At 71.3% G+C, this 21,636-nt stretch carries 16 protein-coding genes and 1 riboswitch; of the genes, 7 read left to right on the forward strand and 9 right to left on the reverse strand.

Features of this window, described 5'->3' with window-relative positions:
• Window positions 1-15 precede the first annotated feature (15 nt).
• From nuoL to nuoN, 3 genes are read left to right on the forward strand one after another with little or no spacing between them, the layout of a single operon-like run.
• The gene (gene nuoL / locus ACZ4SW_RS00670; protein WP_468236047.1) at window positions 16-1,962 is read left to right on the forward strand and encodes an NADH-quinone oxidoreductase subunit L; all 1,947 of its coding nucleotides are present in this window, start codon (window positions 16-18) and stop codon (window positions 1,960-1,962) included.
• A gap of 5 nt (window positions 1,963-1,967) precedes the next feature.
• On the forward strand, window positions 1,968-3,539 hold the full coding sequence (locus ACZ4SW_RS00675) for an NADH-quinone oxidoreductase subunit M (RefSeq protein ID WP_468236050.1): 1,572 nt from the start codon (window positions 1,968-1,970) through the stop codon (window positions 3,537-3,539).
• On the forward strand, window positions 3,536-5,185 hold the full coding sequence (nuoN, locus tag ACZ4SW_RS00680; RefSeq protein WP_468236052.1) for an NADH-quinone oxidoreductase subunit NuoN: 1,650 nt from the start codon (window positions 3,536-3,538) through the stop codon (window positions 5,183-5,185). The genes ACZ4SW_RS00675 and nuoN overlap by 4 nt, the downstream gene beginning before the upstream one ends.
• Window positions 5,186-5,254: 69 nt before the next feature.
• Here nuoN and ACZ4SW_RS00685 read toward each other — a convergent pair whose 3' ends face one another.
• Window positions 5,255-5,857: a Uma2 family endonuclease gene (locus ACZ4SW_RS00685; RefSeq protein WP_468236054.1), complete on the reverse strand. Its 603-nt coding sequence runs from the start codon at window positions 5,855-5,857 to the stop codon at window positions 5,255-5,257.
• Window positions 5,858-6,056: 199 nt separating this feature from the next.
• On the opposite strand from ACZ4SW_RS00685, the gene recQ reads away from it, so the two are divergent.
• On the forward strand, window positions 6,057-8,045 hold the full coding sequence (gene recQ, locus ACZ4SW_RS00690) for a DNA helicase RecQ (protein ID WP_468236057.1): 1,989 nt from the start codon (window positions 6,057-6,059) through the stop codon (window positions 8,043-8,045).
• 30 nt (window positions 8,046-8,075) lie between these two features.
• Here recQ and ACZ4SW_RS00695 read toward each other — a convergent pair whose 3' ends face one another.
• From ACZ4SW_RS00695 to fahA, 7 genes are all read right to left on the reverse strand, one after another.
• Window positions 8,076-10,844: a fumarate reductase/succinate dehydrogenase flavoprotein subunit gene (locus ACZ4SW_RS00695; protein ID WP_468236059.1), complete on the reverse strand. Its 2,769-nt coding sequence runs from the start codon at window positions 10,842-10,844 to the stop codon at window positions 8,076-8,078.
• Between the two features lie 20 nt (window positions 10,845-10,864).
• Complete coding sequence (locus ACZ4SW_RS00700) at window positions 10,865-11,632, reverse strand: ABC transporter ATP-binding protein (protein ID WP_468236062.1); 768 nt, start codon at window positions 11,630-11,632, stop codon at window positions 10,865-10,867.
• On the reverse strand, window positions 11,616-12,485 hold the full coding sequence (locus ACZ4SW_RS00705) for an ABC transporter permease (protein ID WP_468236064.1): 870 nt from the start codon (window positions 12,483-12,485) through the stop codon (window positions 11,616-11,618). The genes ACZ4SW_RS00700 and ACZ4SW_RS00705 overlap by 17 nt, the downstream gene beginning before the upstream one ends.
• Complete coding sequence (locus ACZ4SW_RS00710) at window positions 12,482-13,825, reverse strand: ABC transporter substrate-binding protein (RefSeq protein WP_468236066.1); 1,344 nt, start codon at window positions 13,823-13,825, stop codon at window positions 12,482-12,484. Before ACZ4SW_RS00710 ends, ACZ4SW_RS00705 begins: the two co-directional genes overlap by 4 nt.
• Window positions 13,826-13,840: 15 nt before the next feature.
• On the reverse strand, window positions 13,841-14,068 hold the full coding sequence (locus ACZ4SW_RS00715; RefSeq protein ID WP_010986276.1) for a 4Fe-4S dicluster domain-containing protein: 228 nt from the start codon (window positions 14,066-14,068) through the stop codon (window positions 13,841-13,843).
• Between the two features lie 32 nt (window positions 14,069-14,100).
• Entirely contained in the window at window positions 14,101-14,892 is a 792-nt protein-coding gene (locus ACZ4SW_RS00720; protein ID WP_468236069.1) for a GntR family transcriptional regulator, read from the reverse strand.
• A 286-nt stretch (window positions 14,893-15,178) separates the two neighbouring features.
• Window positions 15,179-16,396, reverse strand: coding sequence for a fumarylacetoacetase (gene fahA / locus ACZ4SW_RS00725; RefSeq protein ID WP_468236071.1), 1,218 nt, complete (start codon window positions 16,394-16,396; stop codon window positions 15,179-15,181).
• A gap of 242 nt (window positions 16,397-16,638) precedes the next feature.
• Between fahA and ACZ4SW_RS00730 the strand changes: the two genes are divergently transcribed.
• The 3 genes from ACZ4SW_RS00730 (at window position 16,639) to ACZ4SW_RS00740 (ending at window position 20,500) form a co-directional block, all read left to right on the forward strand.
• The gene (locus ACZ4SW_RS00730; RefSeq protein ID WP_468236678.1) at window positions 16,639-17,889 is read left to right on the forward strand and encodes a carboxylate--amine ligase; all 1,251 of its coding nucleotides are present in this window, start codon (window positions 16,639-16,641) and stop codon (window positions 17,887-17,889) included.
• Window positions 17,890-17,979: 90 nt separating this feature from the next.
• Window positions 17,980-19,182 (forward strand): FAD-dependent oxidoreductase, encoded by a 1,203-nt coding sequence (locus ACZ4SW_RS00735; protein ID WP_468236073.1) that lies wholly within the window; start codon window positions 17,980-17,982, stop codon window positions 19,180-19,182.
• Window positions 19,183-19,687: 505 nt separating this feature from the next.
• Entirely contained in the window at window positions 19,688-20,500 is an 813-nt protein-coding gene (locus ACZ4SW_RS00740) for an HAD family hydrolase (protein ID WP_468236076.1), read from the forward strand.
• 9 nt (window positions 20,501-20,509) lie between these two features.
• Here the strand turns inward: ACZ4SW_RS00740 and ACZ4SW_RS00745 are convergent, their stop codons facing one another.
• Complete coding sequence (locus ACZ4SW_RS00745) at window positions 20,510-21,025, reverse strand: transglycosylase SLT domain-containing protein (protein ID WP_468236078.1); 516 nt, start codon at window positions 21,023-21,025, stop codon at window positions 20,510-20,512.
• A gap of 4 nt (window positions 21,026-21,029) precedes the next feature.
• Window positions 21,030-21,230: riboswitch (cyclic di-AMP (ydaO/yuaA leader) on the reverse strand.
• Between the last annotated feature and the right edge of the window lie 406 nt (window positions 21,231-21,636).

The raw sequence follows: 21,636 nt of genomic DNA on the forward strand, positions 1-21,636 counted from the left end.
GGGGTCGGGAGAATCGTGGAGAACCTGATTGCGCTGCTGATCGCGGCGCCCCTGCTCGGAGCGGCCGTCCTGCTGTGCGGCGGCAGAAGGCTGGACGCGGTCGGCCACTGGCTCGGCACGGTGCTCGCCGCCGTCTCCTTCGTGTTCGGCGCCGTGCTGTTCACCGACATGCTGGGGAAGGCCGCCGACCACCGGACCGTCACCCAGCACCTGTTCAGCTGGGTCCCGGTGGCCGGTTTCCAGGCCGACGTCACCTTCCGGCTCGACCAGTTGTCGATGACGTTCGTCCTGCTGATCACCGGAGTCGGCTCGCTCATCCACCTGTACTCGGTCGGGTACATGGAGCACGACGAGCGCCGCCGCCGCTTCTTCGGCTATCTGAACCTGTTCCTCGCGGCGATGCTGCTGCTCGTCCTCGCCGACAACTACCTGCTGCTGTACGTCGGCTGGGAGGGCGTCGGTCTCGCCTCCTACCTGCTGATCGGCTTCTGGCAGCACAAGCCCAGCGCGGCGACCGCGGCGAAGAAGGCGTTCATCGTCAACCGCGTCGGCGACATGGGCCTGTCGATCGCCATCATGCTGATGTTCACGACGTTCGGGACCTTCGCCTTCGGACCGGTCCTCGGCCACGTCGGGGGCACGTCCGAGGGCAAGCTCACCGCGATCGGCCTGATGCTGCTGCTCGCCGCGTGCGGCAAGTCGGCCCAGGTGCCGCTGCAGTCCTGGCTCGGGGACGCGATGGAGGGCCCGACCCCGGTCTCGGCCCTGATCCACGCAGCGACCATGGTGACCGCGGGCGTGTACCTGATCGTCCGGTCCGGGGCCGTTTTCAACGCCGCGCCCGACGCCCAGTTGGCCGTCACCGTGGTCGGAGCGGTCACGCTCCTGTTCGGTGCGATCGTCGGTTGCGCCAAGGACGACATCAAGAAGGCGCTGGCCGGTTCGACCATGTCGCAGATCGGCTACATGGTGCTGGCCGCGGGCCTCGGCCCCATCGGCTACGTCTTCGCGATCATGCACCTGGTGACGCACGGCTTCTTCAAGGCGGGGCTGTTCCTCGGCGCCGGCTCGGTCATGCACGGCATGAACGACGAGGTGGACATGCGCCGGTACGGCGGCCTCAGGAAGTACATGCCGATCACGTTCGTCACCTTCGGCCTCGGCTACCTCGCGATCATCGGCTTCCCGGGTCTTTCGGGCTTCTTCTCCAAGGACAAGATCATCGAAGCGGCGTTCGCCAAGGGCGGCACCGAGGGCTGGATCCTCGGCGGTGCGGCCCTGCTGGGCGCGGCCATCACGGCGTTCTACATGACGCGCGTGATGCTGATGACGTTCTTCGGCGAGGAGCGGTGGCGCCACGCCCCGACTCCGTCCCCGGACGAGCCGAGCGTGGAGCCCGCCGCCGAGACCCGCGGCGAGTACGCGGAGCCGCACCCGCACGAGTCGCCGGGCGTCATGACGATCCCCATGATCGTGCTGGCCGTCGGGTCGGTCTTCGGCGGCGCGTTCTTCAGCATCGGCGACCGGTTCCTGCACTGGCTGGAACCGGTGACCGGGCACAGCGAGGGACACTCGCCGGTCAGCGCCTGGACGGTCACCGGGGCGACCATGGTCTGTCTGGTCATCGGCGTGGCCATCGCCTGGGCGCAGTACGGCCGCAAGCCCGTCCCGGCCGTCGCCCCGCGCGGCTCCCTGCTCACCCGGGCGGCCCGGCGCGACCTGCTCCAGGACGACTTCAACCATGTCGTCCTCGTCCGCGGCGGAGAGCACCTCACGCGCTCCCTGGTGTACGTGGACCACACCCTGGTCGACGGCGTCGTCAACGGCACGGCGGCCTCGGTCGGCGGCCTGTCCGGACGGCTGCGCCGCCTGCAGAACGGCTACGCACGGTCGTACGCGGTCTCGATGTTCGGCGGTGCGGCGGTGCTCGTCGCCCTGACCCTGCTGATGAGGGCGGTCTGATAGCGATGTCCTTTCCCCTGCTGACAGCGACGGCGGTGCTTCCGGCCGTGGGGGCGATCGCCACGGCAGCGGTCCCGGCCGCGCAGCGCACCGCCGCCAAGTGGCTGGCGCTGGTCGTCTCGCTCGCCACGCTCGCCCTCGCCGCGGTGATCGGGTTCCGCTTCGATCCGGGCGGCGCCCGCTACCAGTTCACCGAGTCCCATGCCTGGATCAAGGACTTCGGGGTGCGGTACGAGCTGGGCGTGGACGGCATCGCGGTGGCGCTCATCGCGCTGACCGCGCTGCTGATCCCGTTCGTGATCCTGGCCGGCTGGCACGACGCCGACCCGCTGGAGACCGGAAGCCGGCGCTGGCGGCCGACCCAGGGCTTCTTCGCCCTGATCCTGGCCGTCGAGGCGATGGTGATCATCTCCTTCGAGGCCACCGACGTCTTCCTCTTCTACATCTTCTTCGAAGCCATGCTCATCCCGATGTACTTCCTCATCGGCGGCTTCGGGGACCGAGCCCACGAACAGGGCGAGAAGGCGGCCTCCACGCAGCGGTCCTACGCCGCCGTGAAGTTCCTCCTCTACAACCTGGCCGGCGGCCTGATCATGCTGGCCGCGGTGATCGGCCTGTATGTGCAGGCGGGCAATTTCTCCCTCCCGGAGATCGTGCAGGCGCGGGCGAACGGCTCGCTGCACATGGCGACCAGCACGGAACGCTGGCTGTTCCTCGGCTTCTTCTTCGCCTTCGCGGTGAAGGCGCCGCTGTGGCCGCTGCACACCTGGCTGCCCAACGCCATGGGCGAGGCCACCGCCCCGGTCGCCGTGCTGATCACGGCGGTCGTGGACAAGGTGGGCACGTTCGCGATGCTGCGCTTCTGCCTCCAACTGTTCCCGGAGGCGAGCAAGTGGGCGACCCCGGTCATCCTCGTCCTCGCCCTGATCAGCATCCTCTACGGTGCGCTCCTCGCGGTCGGCCAGCGCGACATCAAGCGGCTGGTGGCCTACGCGTCGATCTCGCACTTCGGCTTCATCATCATGGGCATCTTCGCCATGACCAGCCAGGGCCAGTCCGGGGCGACGCTGTACATGGTCAACCACGGCATCTCGACGGCCGCCTGGATGCTGGTGGCCGGCTTCCTCATCTCGCGCCGCGGCTCGCGTCTGATCGCGGGGTACGGGGGCGTGCAGAAGGTGGCGCCGGTGCTCGCCGGCACGTTCCTGATCGGCGGCCTGGCGACGCTGTCCCTGCCGGGTCTCGCGCCGTTCGTCAGTGAGTTCCTCGTCCTCGTCGGCACCTTCACGCGCCATCCGGCCATCGGCATCATCGCCACCTTCGGCATCGTCCTCGCCGCGCTCTACACCCTCGTCCTGTACCAGCGGACGATGACGGGCCCGGTGAAGGCGGAGGTCGCGGCGATGCCGGACCTGCGGGTCCGCGAACTGGTGGTGGTCGTCCCGCTGATCGCACTGCTGATCTTCCTGGGCGTCTACCCGAAGCCGGTCACCGACCTCGTCAACCCGGCGGTCCAGCACACCATGTCCGACGTACACCAGTCAGATCCCAAGCCTGCAGTGGAGGCGGCCAAGTGAGCGCAGCAGCCGTCCACAGCCTGTGGACAACCGCGGCCGACCCGATCGCGAAGATCCAGGCGCCGAAGATCGAATACGGCCAGTTGTCGCCGACCCTGATCGTCATCGGTGCGGCGCTCGTCGGGGTGCTGATCGAGGCGTTCGTGCCGCGCAGGTCCCGCTACTACGCGCAGGTGTTCGTGTCCGTCGTCGCGCTCGCCGCCGCGTTCGCCGCGGTGGTGGCGCTCGCCGCCGACGGATACGGCACCACCAAGGCCCACATCGCGGCGATGGGTGCGATCGCCGTCGACGGACCGTCCCTGTTCCTGCAGGGGACGATCCTGCTGGCGGGCCTGCTCGGCGTGTTCACCTTCGCCGAGCGGCGACTCGACCCGGAGGCGCACGGCAACCGGGTGGACTCGTTCGCCGCACAGGCCGCGTCCGTGCCCGGCAGCGAGAGCGAGAAGGCCGCCGTCAAGGCCGGCTTCACGACGACGGAGGCGTTCCCGCTGCTGCTGTTCGCGGTCGGCGGCATGCTGGTCTTCCCCTCGGCGAACGACCTGCTGACCCTCTTCGTCGCCCTGGAGGTCTTCTCGCTGCCGCTGTACCTGCTGTGCGCCCTGGCCCGCCGCAAGCGGCTGATGTCGCAGGAGGCCGCGGTCAAGTACTTCCTGCTCGGAGCGTTCGCCTCCGCGTTCACGCTGTTCGGCATCGCCCTGCTCTACGGGTACGCCGGCTCGGTGTCGTACGCGAGGATCGCGCAGGTCGTCGACGGCACGGTCACGAACGTCGACCCGGCGCTCGCCAACACCATGGGCAACGACGTGCTGCTGCTCGTCGGCGCCGCGATGGTGGTGATGGGCCTGCTGTTCAAGGTGGCCGCAGTGCCGTTCCACATGTGGACGCCGGACGTCTACCAGGGCGCCCCGACCCCGGTGACCGGCTTCATGGCGGCGGCGACCAAGGTGGCGGCGTTCGGCGCCATGCTGCGGCTGCTGTATGTGGTCCTGCCGGGCATGCGCTGGGACTGGCGGCCGGTGATGTGGGCGGTCGCGATCGTCACCATGCTGGGCGGTGCGATCGTGGCGATCACGCAGACCGACATCAAGCGGATGCTGGCGTACTCGTCGATCGCGCACGCGGGATTCATCCTCGCGGGTGTCATCGCGACCACGCGGGACGGCGTGTCCTCGGTCCTGTTCTACCTGGCCGCGTACTCGTTCGTGACGATCGGCGCCTTCGCGGTCGTCACCCTGGTCCGCGACGCGGGCGGCGAGGCGACGCACCTGTCCAAGTGGGCCGGGCTCGGCCGCAGGTCACCGCTGGTCGCGGCCGTGTTCGCGGTGTTCCTGCTGGCGTTCGCGGGCATTCCGCTGACCTCCGGCTTCGCCGGGAAGTTCGCGGTGTTCAAGGCGGCGGCGGAGGGCGGGGCGATCCCGCTGGTCGTGATCGGTGTGATCTCGTCCGCCGTGGCGGCGTTCTTCTACATCCGGGTGATCGTCCTGATGTTCTTCAGCGAACCGCGTCCCGAGGGCCCGACGGTGGCGGTCCCGTCCCCGCTGACGATGACGGCCATCGGGCTCGGCGTGGCGGTCACGGTGGTGCTGGGTGTGGCCCCGCAGTACTTCCTGGACCTGGCGAGCCAGGCCGGGGTGTTCGTGCGCTGAGGCGTTCGGCCGCTTACGGGCAACGGCCCGGCACCCGCTCGGGGGGTGCCGGGCCGTGTGCCGTCCGGGCTACTGCTCGTCGGTGCGACGCGTCCTGATCTGGGTGAGGTCCAGGTCCACGGGGAACGGAACGTCCATCTTCATCCGCTCGCGGAAGATTCCGACGCTGGTGTATGTGCCGGTCGTGGGCTCGAGCTCGAAGGCGTGCACGGCCGCGCGGCCCTTCTCGTTCTCGACGCGCCAGTAGTGGGGGATCCCGGCCCGGGCGTACTTGAGGGGCTTGGTCTCGCGGTCGCGCGACACGGAGTCCTCCGAGACGACCTCGATGGCCAGGACGACAGCCTCTGCCGGGAACCGGGTCTGGCCCGGGTCCCCCACCACGTCCGCGTGCACCACGATCACGTCGGGTTCGGGCCTGTTCTGGCGGTCGATATCGATGGTGAACTCACGGACGACCTCAAGATCTGCGGGTGCCACGGACTGGAGCTGCCAATTGAAGAAGTCGACAGCGCGTGCGTGAAAGAGGGTCTGCGGACTCACGAAGACCAGGCTCCCGTCGATCAGTTCCGTGTGCGGAGGCAGATTCGGAAGCCGGTCCAGGTCGTCGGCGGTCCAGCCGCCCTCCGGCGGGATCGGCCAGGTGGACGCGGACGCCTTAGGTGCGACGCTCATCAGTGCTCCCATGAGGACGGAGTCTCGCCGGTCCCTCCAGACTATCGAGGGCAAACGTGCAGGTCTCCCACGTACGTGTGAACGACTCCCGTGTCCTTGACCGGTGCCTCAATCGGGGCCTGTGGATAACCCCGGGACTGTCCGTGCGGCCCCCTATCGTGGACGCAGTGGTCGAAGGACGACCGACGGGGGACGGGCGATGGACGGGACGGCTGTGATGACCGAGGCGGTCGCGCGGGCGGTGGACGGTGAGAGCGAGGCTCTGGCCACGCTGCACCGGGTCTTCGGGTACGACGCCTTCCGCGGTGAGCAGGAAGCGGTCATCGACCACGTGGTGGCCGGCGGCGACGCAGTCGTGCTCATGCCGACCGGCGGCGGCAAGTCGCTGTGCTACCAGATTCCGGCCCTGGTCAGACCCGGTACGGGAGTCGTGGTCTCGCCGCTCATCGCCCTCATGCAGGACCAGGTGGACGCCCTGCGCGCGCTCGGCGTGCGCGCCGGGTTCGTCAACTCCACGCAGGACTTCGACGAGCGGCGCGTGATGGAGGCGCAGTTCCTGGCCGGCGAGCTGGACCTGCTCTATCTGGCGCCGGAGCGGCTGCGCCTGGAGTCCACCCTCGACCTGCTCTCCCGTGGCAAGATCTCCGTCTTCGCCATCGACGAGGCGCACTGCGTCTCCCAGTGGGGCCACGACTTCCGCCCCGACTACCTGGCACTGTCCCTGCTCGGCGAGCGCTGGCCGGACGTGCCCCGCATCGCGCTCACGGCGACGGCGACCCGGGCGACGCACCAGGAGATCACCCAGCGGCTGAACATGCCGGGGGCCCGCCACTTCGTGGCCAGCTTCGACCGGCCCAACATCCAGTACCGGATCGTGCCGAAGGCCGACCCCAAGAAGCAGCTCCTGTCCTTCCTGCGCGAGGAGCACGTGGGAGACGCCGGCATCGTCTACTGCCTCTCGCGGAACTCGGTGGAGAAGACGGCCGAGTTCCTGACTCGCAACGGCGTCGAGGCCGTGCCGTACCACGCGGGCCTGGACGCGAGCACCCGCGCCGCGCACCAGTCCCGCTTCCTTCGGGAGGACGGCCTGGTGGTGGTCGCCACCATCGCCTTCGGGATGGGCATCGACAAGCCGGACGTGCGGTTCGTGGCGCACCTGGACCTGCCGAAGTCGGTCGAGGGCTACTACCAGGAGACGGGCCGGGCCGGCCGTGACGGACTGCCGTCGACCGCCTGGATGGCGTACGGGCTGAACGACGTCATACAGCAGCGCAAGCTCATCCAGTCGGGTGAGGGCGACGAGGCGTTCCGCCGCCGGGCCCAGGCGCACCTGGACGCGATGCTGGCGCTGTGCGAGACCGCCCAGTGCCGCCGTGGCCAGCTCCTGGCCTACTTCGGCCAGGACCCCCAGCCGGGCGGCTGCGGCAACTGCGACACGTGCCTGGAGCCCCCGGACACCTGGGACGGGACGATCGCGGCGCAGAAGGTGCTGTCCACGGTGTGGCGGCTGGACCGGGAGCGGCGCCAGAAGTTCGGCGCGGTCCAGATCGTCGACATCCTGCTGGGGCGGCGCACGGCCAGGGTCATCCAGTTCGACCACGACCAACTGTCCGTGTTCGGCATCGGCGAGGAGCTGACCGAGGGCGAATGGCGCGGAGTCGTCCGGCAGTTGCTGGCCCAGGGCCTGCTCGCGGTCGAGGGCGAGTACGGGACGCTGGCGCTGACCGAGGCCAGCGGGGCGGTGCTGCGGCGGGAACGCGAGGTCCCGCTGCGCAAGGAACCGAAGAAACCGGCGGCTTCCCGGACGTCGTCGCCCTCCGCCCGGTCCGACCGCAAGCCGAAGGCGGCCGCCGCCGAGCTGCCCCCGGAGCTGGCCCCCGCCTTCGAGGCGCTGCGCGCCTGGCGCGCCGAACAGGCCAGGGAGCAGGGCGTCCCGGCGTACGTCATCTTCCACGACGCCACGCTGCGGGAGATCGCCACCGTCTGGCCGACGTCGGTGGCGCAGCTCGGCGGTATCAGTGGGATCGGCGAGAAGAAGCTGACCACCTACGGGGAGGGTGTGCTCGGCGTGCTGGCCTCGCTGGGCGGACCGCCGGCCGCCCAGCAGACAGCGGTGACGAGCGACGAGCCGGAGCCGGACGACTGGCCCGGGACGGACGACGAGCCGGAGCCGGACGACTGGGTCTGAGCCGCCCGGCCATGAGGCGGTCGGCAGGGCTCACAGCGCACGTGCCGCGTAGGCCCTGACGTCCGCGTCGGAGTCCGTCGTGGCCGTGGCGAGGGCCGCGCGGGCGTCCTCCGTGCGGGTGTGCCGGGTCAGCGCCAGGACGGCCGCCTTCCGGACGTCCGCGTTGGGGTCGGCGAGGGCCTTGGCGAGGGCGGGGACCGCCACCTCGGGGTCGGCCGCGGTGAGCGCGGCGGCCGCACCGGCGCGGACCTGCCAGGCCGGGTCGGACAGGGCGTGCGTGGCGCGGTCGGCGAGCGGTGGCGGGCAGCCGACGGCGGCCAGTGCGCCGTGGGCGGCCGCACGGACCAGCGCGTCCGGGTCGTCGGTGAGGGCGGCCAGGGCGGGCAGGACGCCGTCCGGGCCTGTCGAGTCCCCGCCGCCGGAGCCTTCCGCGCCCACCGTGCCGAGGGCCTTGGCGAGCGTGACGCGGACCTCGCGGGACGGGTCCGCGGTCGCCGCACGCACCAGCGGCGCGACCGCGTCGACCGAGACCAGGGCGCGCACGGCCTCGAGACGGACTGCCGTGTCGGAGTCGGCGAGAGCACCGGCGAACAGGTCGGTGTCGCCCAGCCGCAGCGCCCGCAGGACGTCCAGCGCGGCGGCCCGGACGACCGGGTCCGGCTCGGACACGGCGGCGGTGAGCCGATCGCGCAGGGCCGGCTCCCGGGGCAGCGTCTCGACGAGTTCCCGCAGGGAGGCGGCCGCGGCGGCGCGTACGTCGGCGTCCGCGTCGCCGAGCAGGGCGGCGAGCGCCGGACCGGTGCCGAGCGGCACGGTCTCGGTCAGCACCGTGACGGCGGTGCGGCGGACGGAAGGGTCGGGGTCGGTCAGGTAGGGCCGCAGAGCGGTTAGTTCCGGTTGTTCGTCCGCCAGGGCGAGGAGGTCGAGCAGACGGGGCGACGTCGGCGCGTCCCGGTCGGCGACGGGGGCGACGGCCTCGTCGCCCGGCGCGGGCCGCGGCCGCACCGCGGTGGGTGCCGCATCCCGCGCCCCGGCGGTCGCCACCTGCTCGGGACGCACCTCGCCGAGTCGCCGGGAGGCACCGCCCACGGGGGCGAACCCCTCCACCGGAACCAGATAGGGAGCCACGGGACGCGCCGTGAACTCCATCGCACCAGAGGGGGACTTGTGCAGATCGAGATGGTGGAACCAGGACGCGTCGTCGCGTTCCGGATGGTCGATGCGGTCGTGGTAGAGGCCCCAGCGGGACTCCGTGCGGGCCAGGGAGGCGCGGGCCGCCATCTCCGCGCAGTCACGGATGAAGGTCACCTCCGCGCAGCGCATCAGCTCGTGCGGGGTCCGGGCGCCCATGGAGTCGATGTCGGCGCGCATCCGCTCGAACGCCTCCAGCGCCAGGGACAGCCGGGCACCGGACTTGGGCGGGGCCACATAGTCGTTCACGAAGCGGCGCAGTTTGTACTCGACCTGCGGCTGCGGCGGGCCGTCGGGGTTGCGCAGCGGGCGGTAGATCAGCTCGTGCGCCTCGCGGAGCTGGTCCTGCGGCAGCGCGCCCGTGTAGGCGTGGTACTGCGCGGCGTCCTCACCGGCCAGCTCCCCGAAGACGAACGCGCCGATCATGTAGTTGTGCGGCACGCAGGCCAGGTCGCCGGCGGCGTACAGACGGGGGACCGTCGTCCGGGCGTGGTCGTCGACGCGGACGCCCGAGGCGGAATGACCGCCGCACAGGCCGATCTCGGAGATGTGCATCTCCACGTCGTGGGTGCGGTAGTCGTGGCCGCGGCCCGCGTGGAAGGTACCGCGCGTCGGGCGCTCCGTCGAGTGCAGGATGGACTCCAGCGCCGAGACCGACTCCTCCGGCAGATGGCTCAGCTTCAGGTACACCGGGCCCCGGTCCGAGGCCACCTCCTCCGCGAACTCCGCCATCATCTGCCCCGACCAGTAGTCGGAGTCGACGAAGCGTTCGCCGTGCCGGTTGACCTGGTAGCCGCCGAAGGGATTGGCCACGTAGGCGCAGGCCGGACCGTTGTAGTCCTTGATCAGCGGGTTGATCTGGAAGCACTCGATGCCGGTCAGCTCGGCACCCGCGTGGTACGCCATCGCGTAGCCGTCGCCCGCGTTCGTCGGATTCTCGTAGGTGCCGTACAGATAGCCGGAGGCGGGCAGGCCGAGGCGGCCGCAGGCGCCCGTCGCGAGGATGACCGCGCCCGCGCGGACGACGACGAACGCGCCCGTCCGGGTGTGGAAGCCCGCCGCGCCGACGGCCCGGCCCCCGGACGTCAGCACCCTCACCGGCATCACGCGGTTCTCGATCCGGATCCGTTCCCGCATCTCGCGCCGCCGCAACTGCCGGTACAGGACCTTCTTGACGTCCTTGCCCTCCGGCATCGGCAGCACGTAGGAGCCCGACCGGTGCACCTGGCGGACCGCGTACTCGCCGTGCTCGTCCTTCTCGAACTTCACCCCGTACGACTCCAGCCGCTTCACCATGGCGAAGCCGCGGGTCGCGGTCTGCCGGACCGTGGACTGGTCGACGATCCCGTCGTTGGCGCGGGTGATCTCGGCGACGTAGTCGTCCGGCTCGGCGCGTCCGGGGACGACCGCGTTGTTGACGCCGTCCATGCCCATGGCGAGCGCGCCGGAGTGCCGGACGTGCGCCTTCTCCAGCAGCAGCACGTTCGCGCCGCGTTCGGCGGCCGTCAGCGCCGCCATGGTGCCGGCCGTGCCGCCGCCGATCACGAGCACGTCGCAGGAGAGTTCTTCCGCCTCGGTGAGGGCGGGGATCTCCAGGGGGGTGTCCACCAGGGTTGCCTTTCCCGAGTTCAGGAACCGAGTGAGGAGAGCACGTCGCGGCGCAGGGCGAGCCGTGCCGGGTCGTCGTGTGCCGTACGGTCGCGCGGGTGCGGCACGTCCCGTACGGCGAGGAGCCGGCCCGTGCCGAGCAGCGCCAGCCGGTCGCCGAGGTACAGGGCCTCGTCCACGTCGTGGGTGACGAAGACGACGGTCGCGCCCGTGCCGTGCAGCACCTCCACCAGCAGGTCCTGCATGCCGGCGCGGGTCTGCGCGTCCAGGGCGCCGAAGGGTTCGTCCATGAGGACGGCGCGCGGGCCGGCCGCGAGGGCGCGTGCCAGTTGCGCGCGCTGGCGCTGGCCGCCCGAGACGCGGTGCGGCAGGTGCCGTGCGCGGTCGGCCAGGCCCACCCGCGCCAGCCAGGCGTCGGCCTGGGCACGACGCTCGGCGCGCGGAACACCCTTGATGGCGAGGGGGAGTTCGACGTTCGCGCGCAGGGTGCGCCAGGGCAGCAGGGCGTCCTCCTGGAACACCAGCGCCCGGTCCGCGGCGGGACCGTTGAGGGTGCGGCCGTCCTGCTCCACCGTGCCGGCGAGCGGGGGCAGCAGCCCGGCGAGCGTCCGCAGCAGGGTCGACTTGCCGCAGCCGGAGGGACCGACGACGGTGAGGATCTCGCCCGGGGCGATGTCCAGGGCGACGCCCTCGAGGGCCGGTGCGCCGGGGCGGCCGAGGGTGGCTGCCCGCAGGGTGAGCCCGGCACCGGCGCGGGGCGGCGACAGGACGTCAGACGAGCTGGTCATCGGGGACCTCCGTAACGGTCGTCTCGGGGCTGCTCGTCCCGGGCGGCGCGGAGGCGGTGCCCCGCTCCCGGGGGGCACGGTCCGGGGCGGTGTGCGAGGTCCGCGGGAGCCAACGGGTCAGACGGCGCCCGAGCAGCTCCACCGCCGTGGACGTCGCCCAGCCGAGCACGCCGATCGTCACCATGCCGACGAAGACGCCCGGGTAGTCGACGACCGTGTAGTCCTGCCAGGTGCGGTAGCCGACGCCGTACTGGCCGGAGATCATCTCGGCGGAGATCACACAGATCCAGGACACGCCGATGCCGACCGACAGGCCGCCGAAGATGCCGGGCAGCGCACCCGGCAGGACCACCGAGCCGAGGACCCGCCGGCGGCCGCCGCCCATGGTCCGCACCGCCTCCTCCCACACGGGCGTCAGCGCGCGGACCGCGTGCCGGGTCGAGACCAGCACGGGGAAGAACGCGGCCGTGCAGGTGATGAAGACGATGCCCTGTTCGTTGCTGGGGAAGAGGAGGATCGCGACGGGAACCAGTGCGATCGCCGGGATCGGGCGGACCACCTCCAGCAGCGGGCCGAGCACGTCCTCGGCGAGGCGGGAGCGCGCCACGAGCACGCCCGCGGCCACCCCGAGGACCGCCGCCAGCACGAAGCCGGTGAGGATGCGGGTCAGGCTGTCGGCCAGGTCCGTCCAGTAGTCGCCGCCGGAGAGCCGGCCGGCGAAGGCGCGGGCCACCTCGGTGACCGTGGGGAACTGCGAGAAGCGCAGCCACACGTTGATCTTGAGGCTGGTCAGCAGTTGCCAGAGGCCGAGGGCGACGGCGAGGGACGCCACCCTCAGCGCATACCGCCTCACGACGCCCGTCCCAGGGCGTCCGCGTACGGGATCGTGCGCGCCCCCGGGTGCGCCGCCACGTACGCCTGCGCGGTGGCCGGGGCGACGAAGGGGAGCAGACTGCTGCCGTCCGCCACCCACACCGCCTTGTCGGCGAACCACAGGGTGCCGGTGGTGGCGTCGGGCACGTACGCGGCACGGACGTCCGAGCGGTGCCGCGCCACGTACTTCAGGAGCTCACCGGGGGACGTGAAGGTGCGCGTCGTCTCGGCGCCCCTGGGCCACACCTCGCTGGCGGCCGGCGGGGGCGGTGTGGCGAGGTCCTTCGGGTACGCGGAACCGAGCGCCTTCTTCACGTACCGGTCGTCGACGAAGGAGTCCACGTCGATGTCGCCGGTCAGCTTGGCGGCCTTCAGCACCGACACGTCCTGCTTCAGGGCGGACACCAGTTGCGGCTTGACGGCCGGGTCGAAGGTGGCGATGCCGTGAGCGCCGTTGTAGAGGTAGACGACCTCGGCGGGCAGGCCGGTGGCCTTCGCGACCTTCTCCGCCGCGGTCACGGGGTGGGCGTTCAGATAGTCCGTCGCCTCCGCCTGCGCCTTCAGGAAGGCTTCGAGGACGGCCGGACGCTGCTCGGCGAAGTCCTCGCGGGCGGTGACGCCGTGGAACGTCGGCAGGTCGAGCTGCGCGCCGTCGTACAGCGCCTTCGCCTTGCCCTGGTAGGCGAGCAGACCCGGCCAGGCCACGAACTGGCTCAGTGCGTCCGCGCTGCCCGCCGCGAGCGCCGAAGCGCCCACCGCGGGCTGCTGGTTGAGCTTCTCGATGCCCTTGTCGGGGTCGATGCCGGCGCGCTGCAGGGCCCGTACGAGGGTGCCGTCCGCGGCGGAGCCGACGCTGGTGGAGACCTTCCTGCCCTTCAGGTCCTGCAAGGAGGACAGCTTCGAGTCCGGCGCGGTGACGATGGTGTTGAGGCCGCCGCGCAGGTTGTACCCGGTGACGGAGACCAGGTGCGTGGGGCGGCCGAGCTGCTTCCCGCGGGCCGCGTTGATGAGGAGCGGGAAGTCGCCCATCGAGCCGATGTCGATCTTCCCGGCGGTCATCTGGGCGGTGATGGGGGCCCCGGTCGCGTAGTCCTGCCAGTCGACCTTGTAGGTGTGGCCGTCATGGAGGGCGTTGAGCTGCTGCTCGAAGTAGCCGAGGGAGCGCAGCAGGGTGCCGGCGGTGACGGTGTTGATGGTCTTGGACTGGTAGCCGACGGTGACGGTGACCGTCGAGCCGGTGCCGGCCTGGGCGCTGCTGCCGCAGGCGGCGAGCGGGAGGAGAAGGGCGACCGTCGCGAGGGGGACTGCCGTGCGTTTCATGGGAGTTCGGGCCTCTCAGCGGAGCAGATAGGGCATGTTGACCGTGACCGCTCCGGTGGGACAGCGGGCCGCGCACGGTCCGCAGTACCAGCACTCGTCGACGTGCATGTACGCCTTGCCGTTGCTCTCGTCGATCGCGAGGGAGTCCAGCGGGCACATGTCCACGCACAGGGTGCAGCCGTCGATGCACTTGGACTCGTCGATGGTCACGGGCACGTCGGCCCGCTGGGGCGCCAAGGGCATGGCTGTCTCCAGGAATCGGTGCAGGCAGGGCGTTACAGGGACCGGTGCAGCAGACCGCTCATGGTGATGCGGTCGCCGCGGAAGCGGATGAACTCCAGGTCGACGGGCCGGCCGTCGGCGAGGTGGGTGAGGCGCTCCAGCATCAGCAGGGCCGCGCCGCGCGGGGCCTGGAGCACGGCGGCGGAGTGGGCGTCCGCGTTCACCGCCTCCAGGGTGATCTCGGCGTGGCCCAGGGGCCGGCCCGTGAGGGCTTCCAGCAGCCGGAAGACGTCGCTGTTCTCCAGGTCGGCGTCCAGGAGCGCGGTGCCGATGTCGAGAGGGATGTAGGTGAGGTCGAGGGAGAGGGGGAGGCCGTTCAGTCTGCGCAGGCGTTCGATGTAGAGGACGTCGGAGCCGGGCGGGACGCGGAGACGTTCGGCGACGGGGGTGGGGGCGGGGGCGGGGCCCAGGGTGCGGACCTCGTTGGTGACCCGTCCGTGTTCGCGCAGGGTCTCCGCGAGGCCCATCAGCCGGTCGAGTCCATGGGGGTACTTGCGGGCGGCGACGACCGTGCCGACTCCCGGGAGCCGGTCCACCAGGCCCTCGGCGCGGAGCAGGTCGAGGGCCTGGCGGACGGTGTTGCGGGAGGCGCCGTAGTCGTCGCCGAGGGTGCTTTCGTGGGGGAGGGTGCCGTCGGCGAAGCCGCCGGTGAGGATCTGGTGGCGGAGGAGATCGGCGAGCTGCCTGGCCTGGTCCGCACGCAGCCGACGACGCGTGCGGTGGGCGGCGACGGTGGTCGCGGCGCCTTGACCGTTGTGGTCCCGGATGCGGTCGGTGGGTGGCATGGCTGGAACCATACCGAGACGGTAGGAAAAGCTGTGTTGCTGAAGTATTGCGCCATGTGTCGGGGCGTCACGTACGTCTGTGACCTGCGGCTTTTTCGAGCGGGGGGCAAGATCTGCCACTGCGGGGCGAGCGGGGTGCCCGATGGCGGAGCAGTCCGGGGGGCGGCTCCGCAGCCCGGCGGTGCGAGGTGCCTCCCCCGTGCTCTTCGGGCAGGGGGCCGCAGCGCCCACCCGAGCCGCCCCTGCCTCCCCCAGGCCGTCAGGGTTCTGGGGGAGGCGACACGTCCTAGGCGCGGCTCGGCGCCACCCGTCCCGTCACCTCTCCGAGCCCCACGCGCGTTCCGCCCGGGCCCGGCGCCCACGCCGTCAGGGTCACCACGTCCCCGTCCTCCAGGAACGTCCGTTTCCCGTCCGGGAACTCGATCGGGTCCCGCCCGTTCCACGTCAGCTCCAGCAGTGAGCCGCGCTCGCGCTCCGCCGGGCCGCTCACCGTGCCGGAGCCGTAGAGGTCGCCGGTCCGCAGGGACGCGCCGTTCACCGTCATGTGGGCGAGCTGCTGGGCCGCCGTCCAGTACATGGTGGAGAACGGCGGCTCGGAGACGACATGGCCGTTGATCGCGACCGAGAGGCGCAGGTCGTAGCCCGCCGGTTCCTCCTGGGCATCGTCCAGGTAGGGCAGCAGGGGGTGGGTGCGCTCCGGTGGTGCCACCCGCGCCTCCTCCAGCGCGTCCAGCGGAGTGATCCACGCCGAGACCGACGTGGCGAACGACTTGCCGAGGAACGGCCCGAGCGGCACGTACTCCCAGGCCTGGATGTCCCGCGCCGACCAGTCGTTGAGCAGGCAGAGCCCGAACACATGGTCGCGGAAGGCCGTGAGCGGCACCGGCCGGCCCAGTCGCGACGGCACGCCCACCACGAAGCCCACCTCCGCCTCGATGTCGAGGCGGACCGACGGCCCGAAGACCGGCGCCGGGTCGGTGGGCGCCTTGCGCTGCCCCGACGGCCGTACGACATCCGTGCCCGACACCACCACGGTGCCCGACCGGCCGTGGTACCCGATCGGCAGGTGCTTCCAGTTGGGCGTCAGGGAGTCCGCCGCGTCCGGGCGGAAGATCTGCCCGACGTTGCGGGCGTGGTTCTCGGAGGCGTAGAAGTCGACGTAGTCCGCGACCTCGAAGGGCAGGTGCAGCGTCACCTCGGACAGCGGGTGCAGCAGCGGCCGGACGGTCTCGCGGTGCGCGGGCACCGTCACCCACGCCGTCAGCGCCCGCCGCACATCCGACCAGGTGGTGCGGCCCGCGGCCAGCAGCGGGTTCAGGGAGGGGCGCGCCAGCAGGGAGGCGTACGGGGAGCCGAGCGCCGTGGCCGCCGCGCCCGCGTCGAGCACGTGCTCGCCCAGGCGGACGCCGACGCGGCGCTCGTCGGAGCCAGCGGGGGAGAAGACGCCGTAGGGGAGGTTGTGCGGGCCGAAGGGGTCGCCCTCGGGGACGTCGAAGAGGGGCATGGGATGCTGCCTCGCTTTCGTGCACTTCGGATGTGCCGTGCATGGGGTGCTTTCCATGTGGTCGCCGCACACGTTACGGCTGAGTCACCTGCCGTGGGCAGTGTCTAAAGAGTTTGCAATGTCCGTATTGCTCTTGTCGGAGGGTTCAATTCCGGCTTAGCGTCCTTTGGGGACACGGACGGGGTGGGTCCGGTCCGTAGGGGGGACACGTGGGGGGACCCGTGGCCAGGAGCACCGGCGGTGTGCCGTTCGACGCGGACCGCGATGTGCCGGGGCTCATCGTGAAGTTCGGCGACTACCCGCTGCACCACGGCGGTGTCGGCGCGATCCGCAGTCTCGGCCGGCTCGGCATACCGATGTACGCGATCACGGAGGACCGCTACACACCGGCCGCGGCCTCCCGCTATCTGCGGCGCGCGTTCGTGTGGCCGACCACCGGGACGGAGAAACCGGAGCGGCTCGTGGAGGGACTGTTGCGCATCGGGCGCCGTATCGGCCGGCCGACGGTCCTGGTTCCGACGGACGAGGAGGCCGCGGTCCTGATCGCCGAGCACCAGGACGCCCTCACCGGGCCCTTCCTGTTCCCGAAGGTGGACGCGGGGCTTCCGCGCCGCCTCGCCAGCAAGCAGAGCCTGCACGAACTGTGCGTGGAACACGACATCCCGAGCCCCCGGGCCGCCTTCCCGCAGTCGTACGACGACATCCTGCGCTTCGCCGACACGGCCCGCTTCCCGCTCGTGGCGAAGAACCGCGAGGCGTTCGTGCGCCGCGAACGGCCCGCGGTGGGCGGCACGACGAGGATCACCACCCGTGAGGGGCTGCTCAGGCTCGCCCGCGACTGGGGCGAGCACCCCGGCGTCATCCTCCAGGAGTACCTGCCCCGGGAGGAGGCCGAGGACTGGATCGTGCACGCCTACTTCGACCAGGACTCCACCCCGCTCGCCATGTTCACCGGCGTCAAGGTGCGCTCCTGGCCGCCGCACGCGGGCATGACGGCGAACGCGTACGTCGTCGACAACCCGGAACTCGCCGATCTCGCCGCACGTTTCATCAAACAGATCGGCTTCACCGGCATCGTCGACCTCGACCTCCGCTTCGACCGCCGCGACGGCCGGTACAAACTGCTCGACTTCAACCCCCGCATGGGCGCCCAGTTCCGGCTCTTCGAGAACGAGTCGGGGGTGGACGTCGTCCGCGCCATGCACCTGCACCTGACGGGCCGCGCCGTACCGGAGGGGGAACAGCGCGCCGGCCACCGGTACGTCGTGGAGAACATCGACCTGCCCGCCCTGCTCGCCTACCGCCGCAGCGGCTACACGACACCGCACGCGCCGGCCCGGGCGAGCGGCACGGAACTGGCCTGGTTCGCGGGGGACGACCCGCTGCCGTTCGTCACCATGCTCGCGCGCTTCATCCGGCCGGGCGCGAAGCACCTCTACCAGCTGTGGCGGACCAACCGCCGCGGCAGCACCACCCGTACGTCACAGGCGTAGAACCCGTACGTCACAGGCGCACACCCCGTACGTCGCAGACGTACGCGCTCCACCACGAAGTAGGCACGTCGCGTCCTGGGGAGGGACTTCGTGAAACAACCGGTAGCAGTCATCGGTGCCGGGCCGTTCGGCCTGTCGACCGCCGCCCATCTGCGCGGGCGCGGCATCCCGGTCCGCGTCTTCGGTGAACCCATGGTGAGCTGGCGCGACAACATGCCCGCGGGCATGCTGCTGAAGTCCACCCCGGTCGCCTCCAGCATCGACGCGCCCCAGCCCGGCCACACCCTGGCCGACTACTGCGACGCCGCGGGCATCCCCCGGCTGGTGACGGACGAGGACATCATTCCGGTCGAGACGTTCATCGCGTACGGGGAGTGGTTCCAGCAGAAGCTGCTGCCCGAGCTGGAGCGGGTCCGGGTGGTCTCCGTGGACCGCAGCAAGGACGGCGGCTTCGACCTGAAGCTGGACTCGGGCGAGTCGTTCACCGCGTCGGCGGTCGTGGTCGCGACCGGTCTGTCGGGCCTCGCCCACCTCCCGCCGGAACTGGCCGCCGCGGTCGCGGACGGCCCCACCCCCACCGGTCCGATCTCGCACAGCTCCCAGCACCATGACCTCAGCCGGTTCTCCGGCAAGGACCTGCTGGTCGTCGGCGCCGGCCAGTCCGCCCTGGAGACGGCGGCGCTGGCGGCCGAGGCGGGCGCACGGGTGCGCGTGGTGGCGCGCGGACGGGGCCGGGTCGCCTTCGGCGCGCCCCCGTGGGACCAGCCGAAGCTGCGCCCCGAGTCGCCCTTCGGGCGGGCCTGGTCCCTGTGGGCGCTGAGCTACTACCCGCACCCCTACCGCTTCCTGCCCGCCGAGACCCGCCACTACCTGGTGCGCCGCGTCCTCGGCCCGCTCGGCGCGTGGTGGCTGCGCGACCGCTTCCAGGAGAACGTGCACGTGCGCGAGGTCGAAGGGATCATCCGTGCGTCCGTCGCGGACGGCGGCCCGGTCCTCATGGTCCGGACCCACACGGGCCGCACGGAGGAACTGACCGCCGACCACGTCATCGCCGCGACCGGCTACCGCGTGGACATCTCCGCGATGGACTTCCTGGGCCACGAACTGCGCACCCGGCTGGCGGTGAGCCGGGGTACCCCGAAGCTCGGCGCGGGCTATGTGTCCTCGGTCCCGGGCCTGTACTTCACCGGGCTGCCGGCGGCGGCCTCGTACGGGCCGGTGATGCGGTTCGTCTGCGGCACGGAGTTCGCGTCGCCGCGCCTGGCCAGGCACTTGGCAGCGGCCCACGGCTGACAGCGGCGGGCCGCTGGGCCCGGTTGGCCACCGGGCCTTGGCCGGTCACCGGGCCTTGGTCGGCCGCCGGGCCCCGGGCGGGCAGCCGGGCCCCGGCCGGTCACCGGGCCGCCGGGCCTTGGTTGGCGGCCGGGCCCTGGGCGGGCCGCCGGGCCCCGGCCGGTCACCGGGCCTCGGCGGGTCGCCGGGCCTCGGCCGGTCACCGGGCCTCGACGGGCCAGGGGTGGCCTCAACGGGCCACGGCACCTCGGTCGGTCACCGGACCACCGCGTGGTCCTTCCCCGGGAAGGGCCACGCCGGGGCGGCGGTCGCCTGCCGCGGGGGCGTGCGGAACGGGGCGCGAGCGTTCGACCGGCGCGCCCACAACGGTTGTCGGACCGGAGGCCGACGAATGCGCGGCCGGGCTCCGGACACCGCCCGCGAGGTCGGCCGGTTCCCGGTGGGTGGCCGGACGACGGCTGGTTCCCGGTGAGTCGGGGGAGCGTTCCATCCGTATTCTCTGATCATGGCCGCACCCCTCGCATATTCACTCATCGCCACTGACCTGGACGGGACGCTGCTGCGCGGTGACGACACGCTCTCCGACCGGTCGAGGGCCGCGCTGACGAGGGCCGCCGCGGCGGGCGCGCAGCACCTCGTGGTGACGGGCCGTCCGGCGCCGAGAGTGCGGCCGCTGCTCGACGACCTCGGCGGCAGGGGGCTCGCGGTGTGCGGGCAGGGCGCGCAGGTGTACGACGCCGGCGCGGACCGGTTGCTGTTCTCCGTCACCCTGGACCGGGAGTTGGCCGAGACCGCGCTGGGCAAGATCGAGGCCGAGGTGGGGCAGGTGTACGCGGCCGTCGACCAGGACGGCGTGGACGGGCTCACGCTCATCGAGCCGGGTTACCGGATGCCGCATCCCACGCTGCCCGCGGTGCGGGTCCAACGGCGCGACGACCTGTGGTGCGCGCCCATCAGCAAGGTGCTGCTGCGGCACCACGCGCTCACCGACGACGAGTTGGCGACGGCGGCGCGCAGCGCGGTCGGCTCGCTGGCGACGGTCACCATGTCGGGGCCCGGCACCGTCGAGCTGCAGCCGTGCGGCATCACCAAGGCGACGGGGCTGGCGCTCGCCGCCGAGTACCTGGGCCTGGGGCCGTCCGGGACCATCGCGTTCGGCGACATGCCGAACGACATCCCGATGTTCGACTGGGCCGCCCACGGCGTCGCCATGGCCAACGCCCACCCCGAACTCAAGGCGGTCGCCGACGAGATCACCAAGTCGAACGAGGACGACGGCATCGCCGTCGTCCTCGAACGAATCTTCGCAGGCCGCTAGGCCTCAACCTCAGTACGCGCTGTGCACGTTGTCGATCGAGCCGTACCGGTGGGCGGCGTAGTTGCACGCGGCCGTGATGTTCGCCACCGGGTCGTAGATGTTCCAGGACGTGCCCGGCACGTGGTACGCGCGGAAGGTCGGGTCGATGACCTGGAGCAGGCCCTTGGACGGGATGCCCATCCGGGCGTTGGAGTCCCACAGGTTGATGGCGGACGGGTTGCCCGACGACTCACGCATCACGTTGCGGTAGATGCCGTAGTAGGAGCCGGGAATCCCGTGCTGCCGCATGACCACCAGGGACTGGCGGATCCAGCCGTCGAGGCCGGCGGCGCGCGTGGGGGCGGTCTGGGCGGTCACGGCCTTGGTCGCCGCGGAGGCGGGGGTGGCGGCGGAAGCGCTGGTCGCGCCCAGGAGCGGGAGGGCGAGAACGGCGGCACCCGTTCCCGCGGCGGCGAGGGCACGGGTGAGGCGCGCGGCCGTGGAGCGGCGGTCCCGACGGCGTGCGGGCAGGGCGAAAGCGGGCATGTCGTAGTCCTCTCCAACGCCTGCGAGGTGAGCTGTCGGGTTCGGGCGGGGAGGTGCCCGGCCGTGTCCTCGGTGTCGAGGGCTCGGCTTCACCCCAAGCCGTTCCGGCGCTGTGTCCGTTCCGGCGACTTACCTGGGTCCCCCGCTCCTGCCGTGGTGGGTTGATGGGCTCGCGAGCGGCGGCAGGATTCGGCGGTCCGCTCGGATCGATTGGGAAGGTATGCGAGAGCACATGTCCGAAACAAGCCGTGAAGTCACACTGCAAGGGAAATGACCTTGAAATGCGGGAATAAGGGATGTGATCCAATTTGTTGACCGGAGTTCAACTTGGCAGAAGCAAAGCGGAAGTTGAGATTCCGAAGACGCCGCCGCGCCCTGCAGGGGCGTGAGCTAATTCACTCGCGTGTTTCTTGATCGTTACTCGTCATTCAAGAGGTCGGGACGGCAAATCGGGCAAAAAGGCCGAGGGTTGTCGCTCGCCTGACGGATTTCTGGAGTAAATACCCACAATTCGGACACGCCTCCGTGTCCGCGCGCATCACATTCCGGGACCGGGAGGCGTGACCGGCGTCACTCGTCGTGCGGTACGGCTGTGCGCGCGCCCGCGCTCC

The organism is Streptomyces sp. NPDC028331 (assembly GCF_055565775.1).

What these genes read in the sequence shown, in the direction of transcription:
- ACZ4SW_RS00720 (WP_468236069.1), bottom strand. Translation starts at nt 14,892, where the DNA reads ATGCCACCCACCGACCGCATCCGGGACCACAACGGTCAAGGCGCCGCG.
- ACZ4SW_RS00700 (WP_468236062.1), bottom strand. Translation starts at nt 11,632, where the DNA reads ATGACCAGCTCGTCTGACGTCCTGTCGCCGCCCCGCGCCGGTGCCGGG.
- ACZ4SW_RS00710 (WP_468236066.1), bottom strand. Translation starts at nt 13,825, where the DNA reads ATGAAACGCACGGCAGTCCCCCTCGCGACGGTCGCCCTTCTCCTCCCG.
- ACZ4SW_RS00740 (WP_468236076.1), top strand. Translation starts at nt 19,688, where the DNA reads ATGGCCGCACCCCTCGCATATTCACTCATCGCCACTGACCTGGACGGG.
- ACZ4SW_RS00685 (WP_468236054.1), bottom strand. Translation starts at nt 5,857, where the DNA reads ATGAGCGTCGCACCTAAGGCGTCCGCGTCCACCTGGCCGATCCCGCCG.
- ACZ4SW_RS00745 (WP_468236078.1), bottom strand. Translation starts at nt 21,025, where the DNA reads ATGCCCGCTTTCGCCCTGCCCGCACGCCGTCGGGACCGCCGCTCCACG.
- ACZ4SW_RS00675 (WP_468236050.1), top strand. Translation starts at nt 1,968, where the DNA reads ATGTCCTTTCCCCTGCTGACAGCGACGGCGGTGCTTCCGGCCGTGGGG.
- fahA (WP_468236071.1), bottom strand. Translation starts at nt 16,396, where the DNA reads ATGCCCCTCTTCGACGTCCCCGAGGGCGACCCCTTCGGCCCGCACAAC.
- ACZ4SW_RS00715 (WP_010986276.1), bottom strand. Translation starts at nt 14,068, where the DNA reads ATGCCCTTGGCGCCCCAGCGGGCCGACGTGCCCGTGACCATCGACGAG.
- recQ (WP_468236057.1), top strand. Translation starts at nt 6,057, where the DNA reads ATGGACGGGACGGCTGTGATGACCGAGGCGGTCGCGCGGGCGGTGGAC.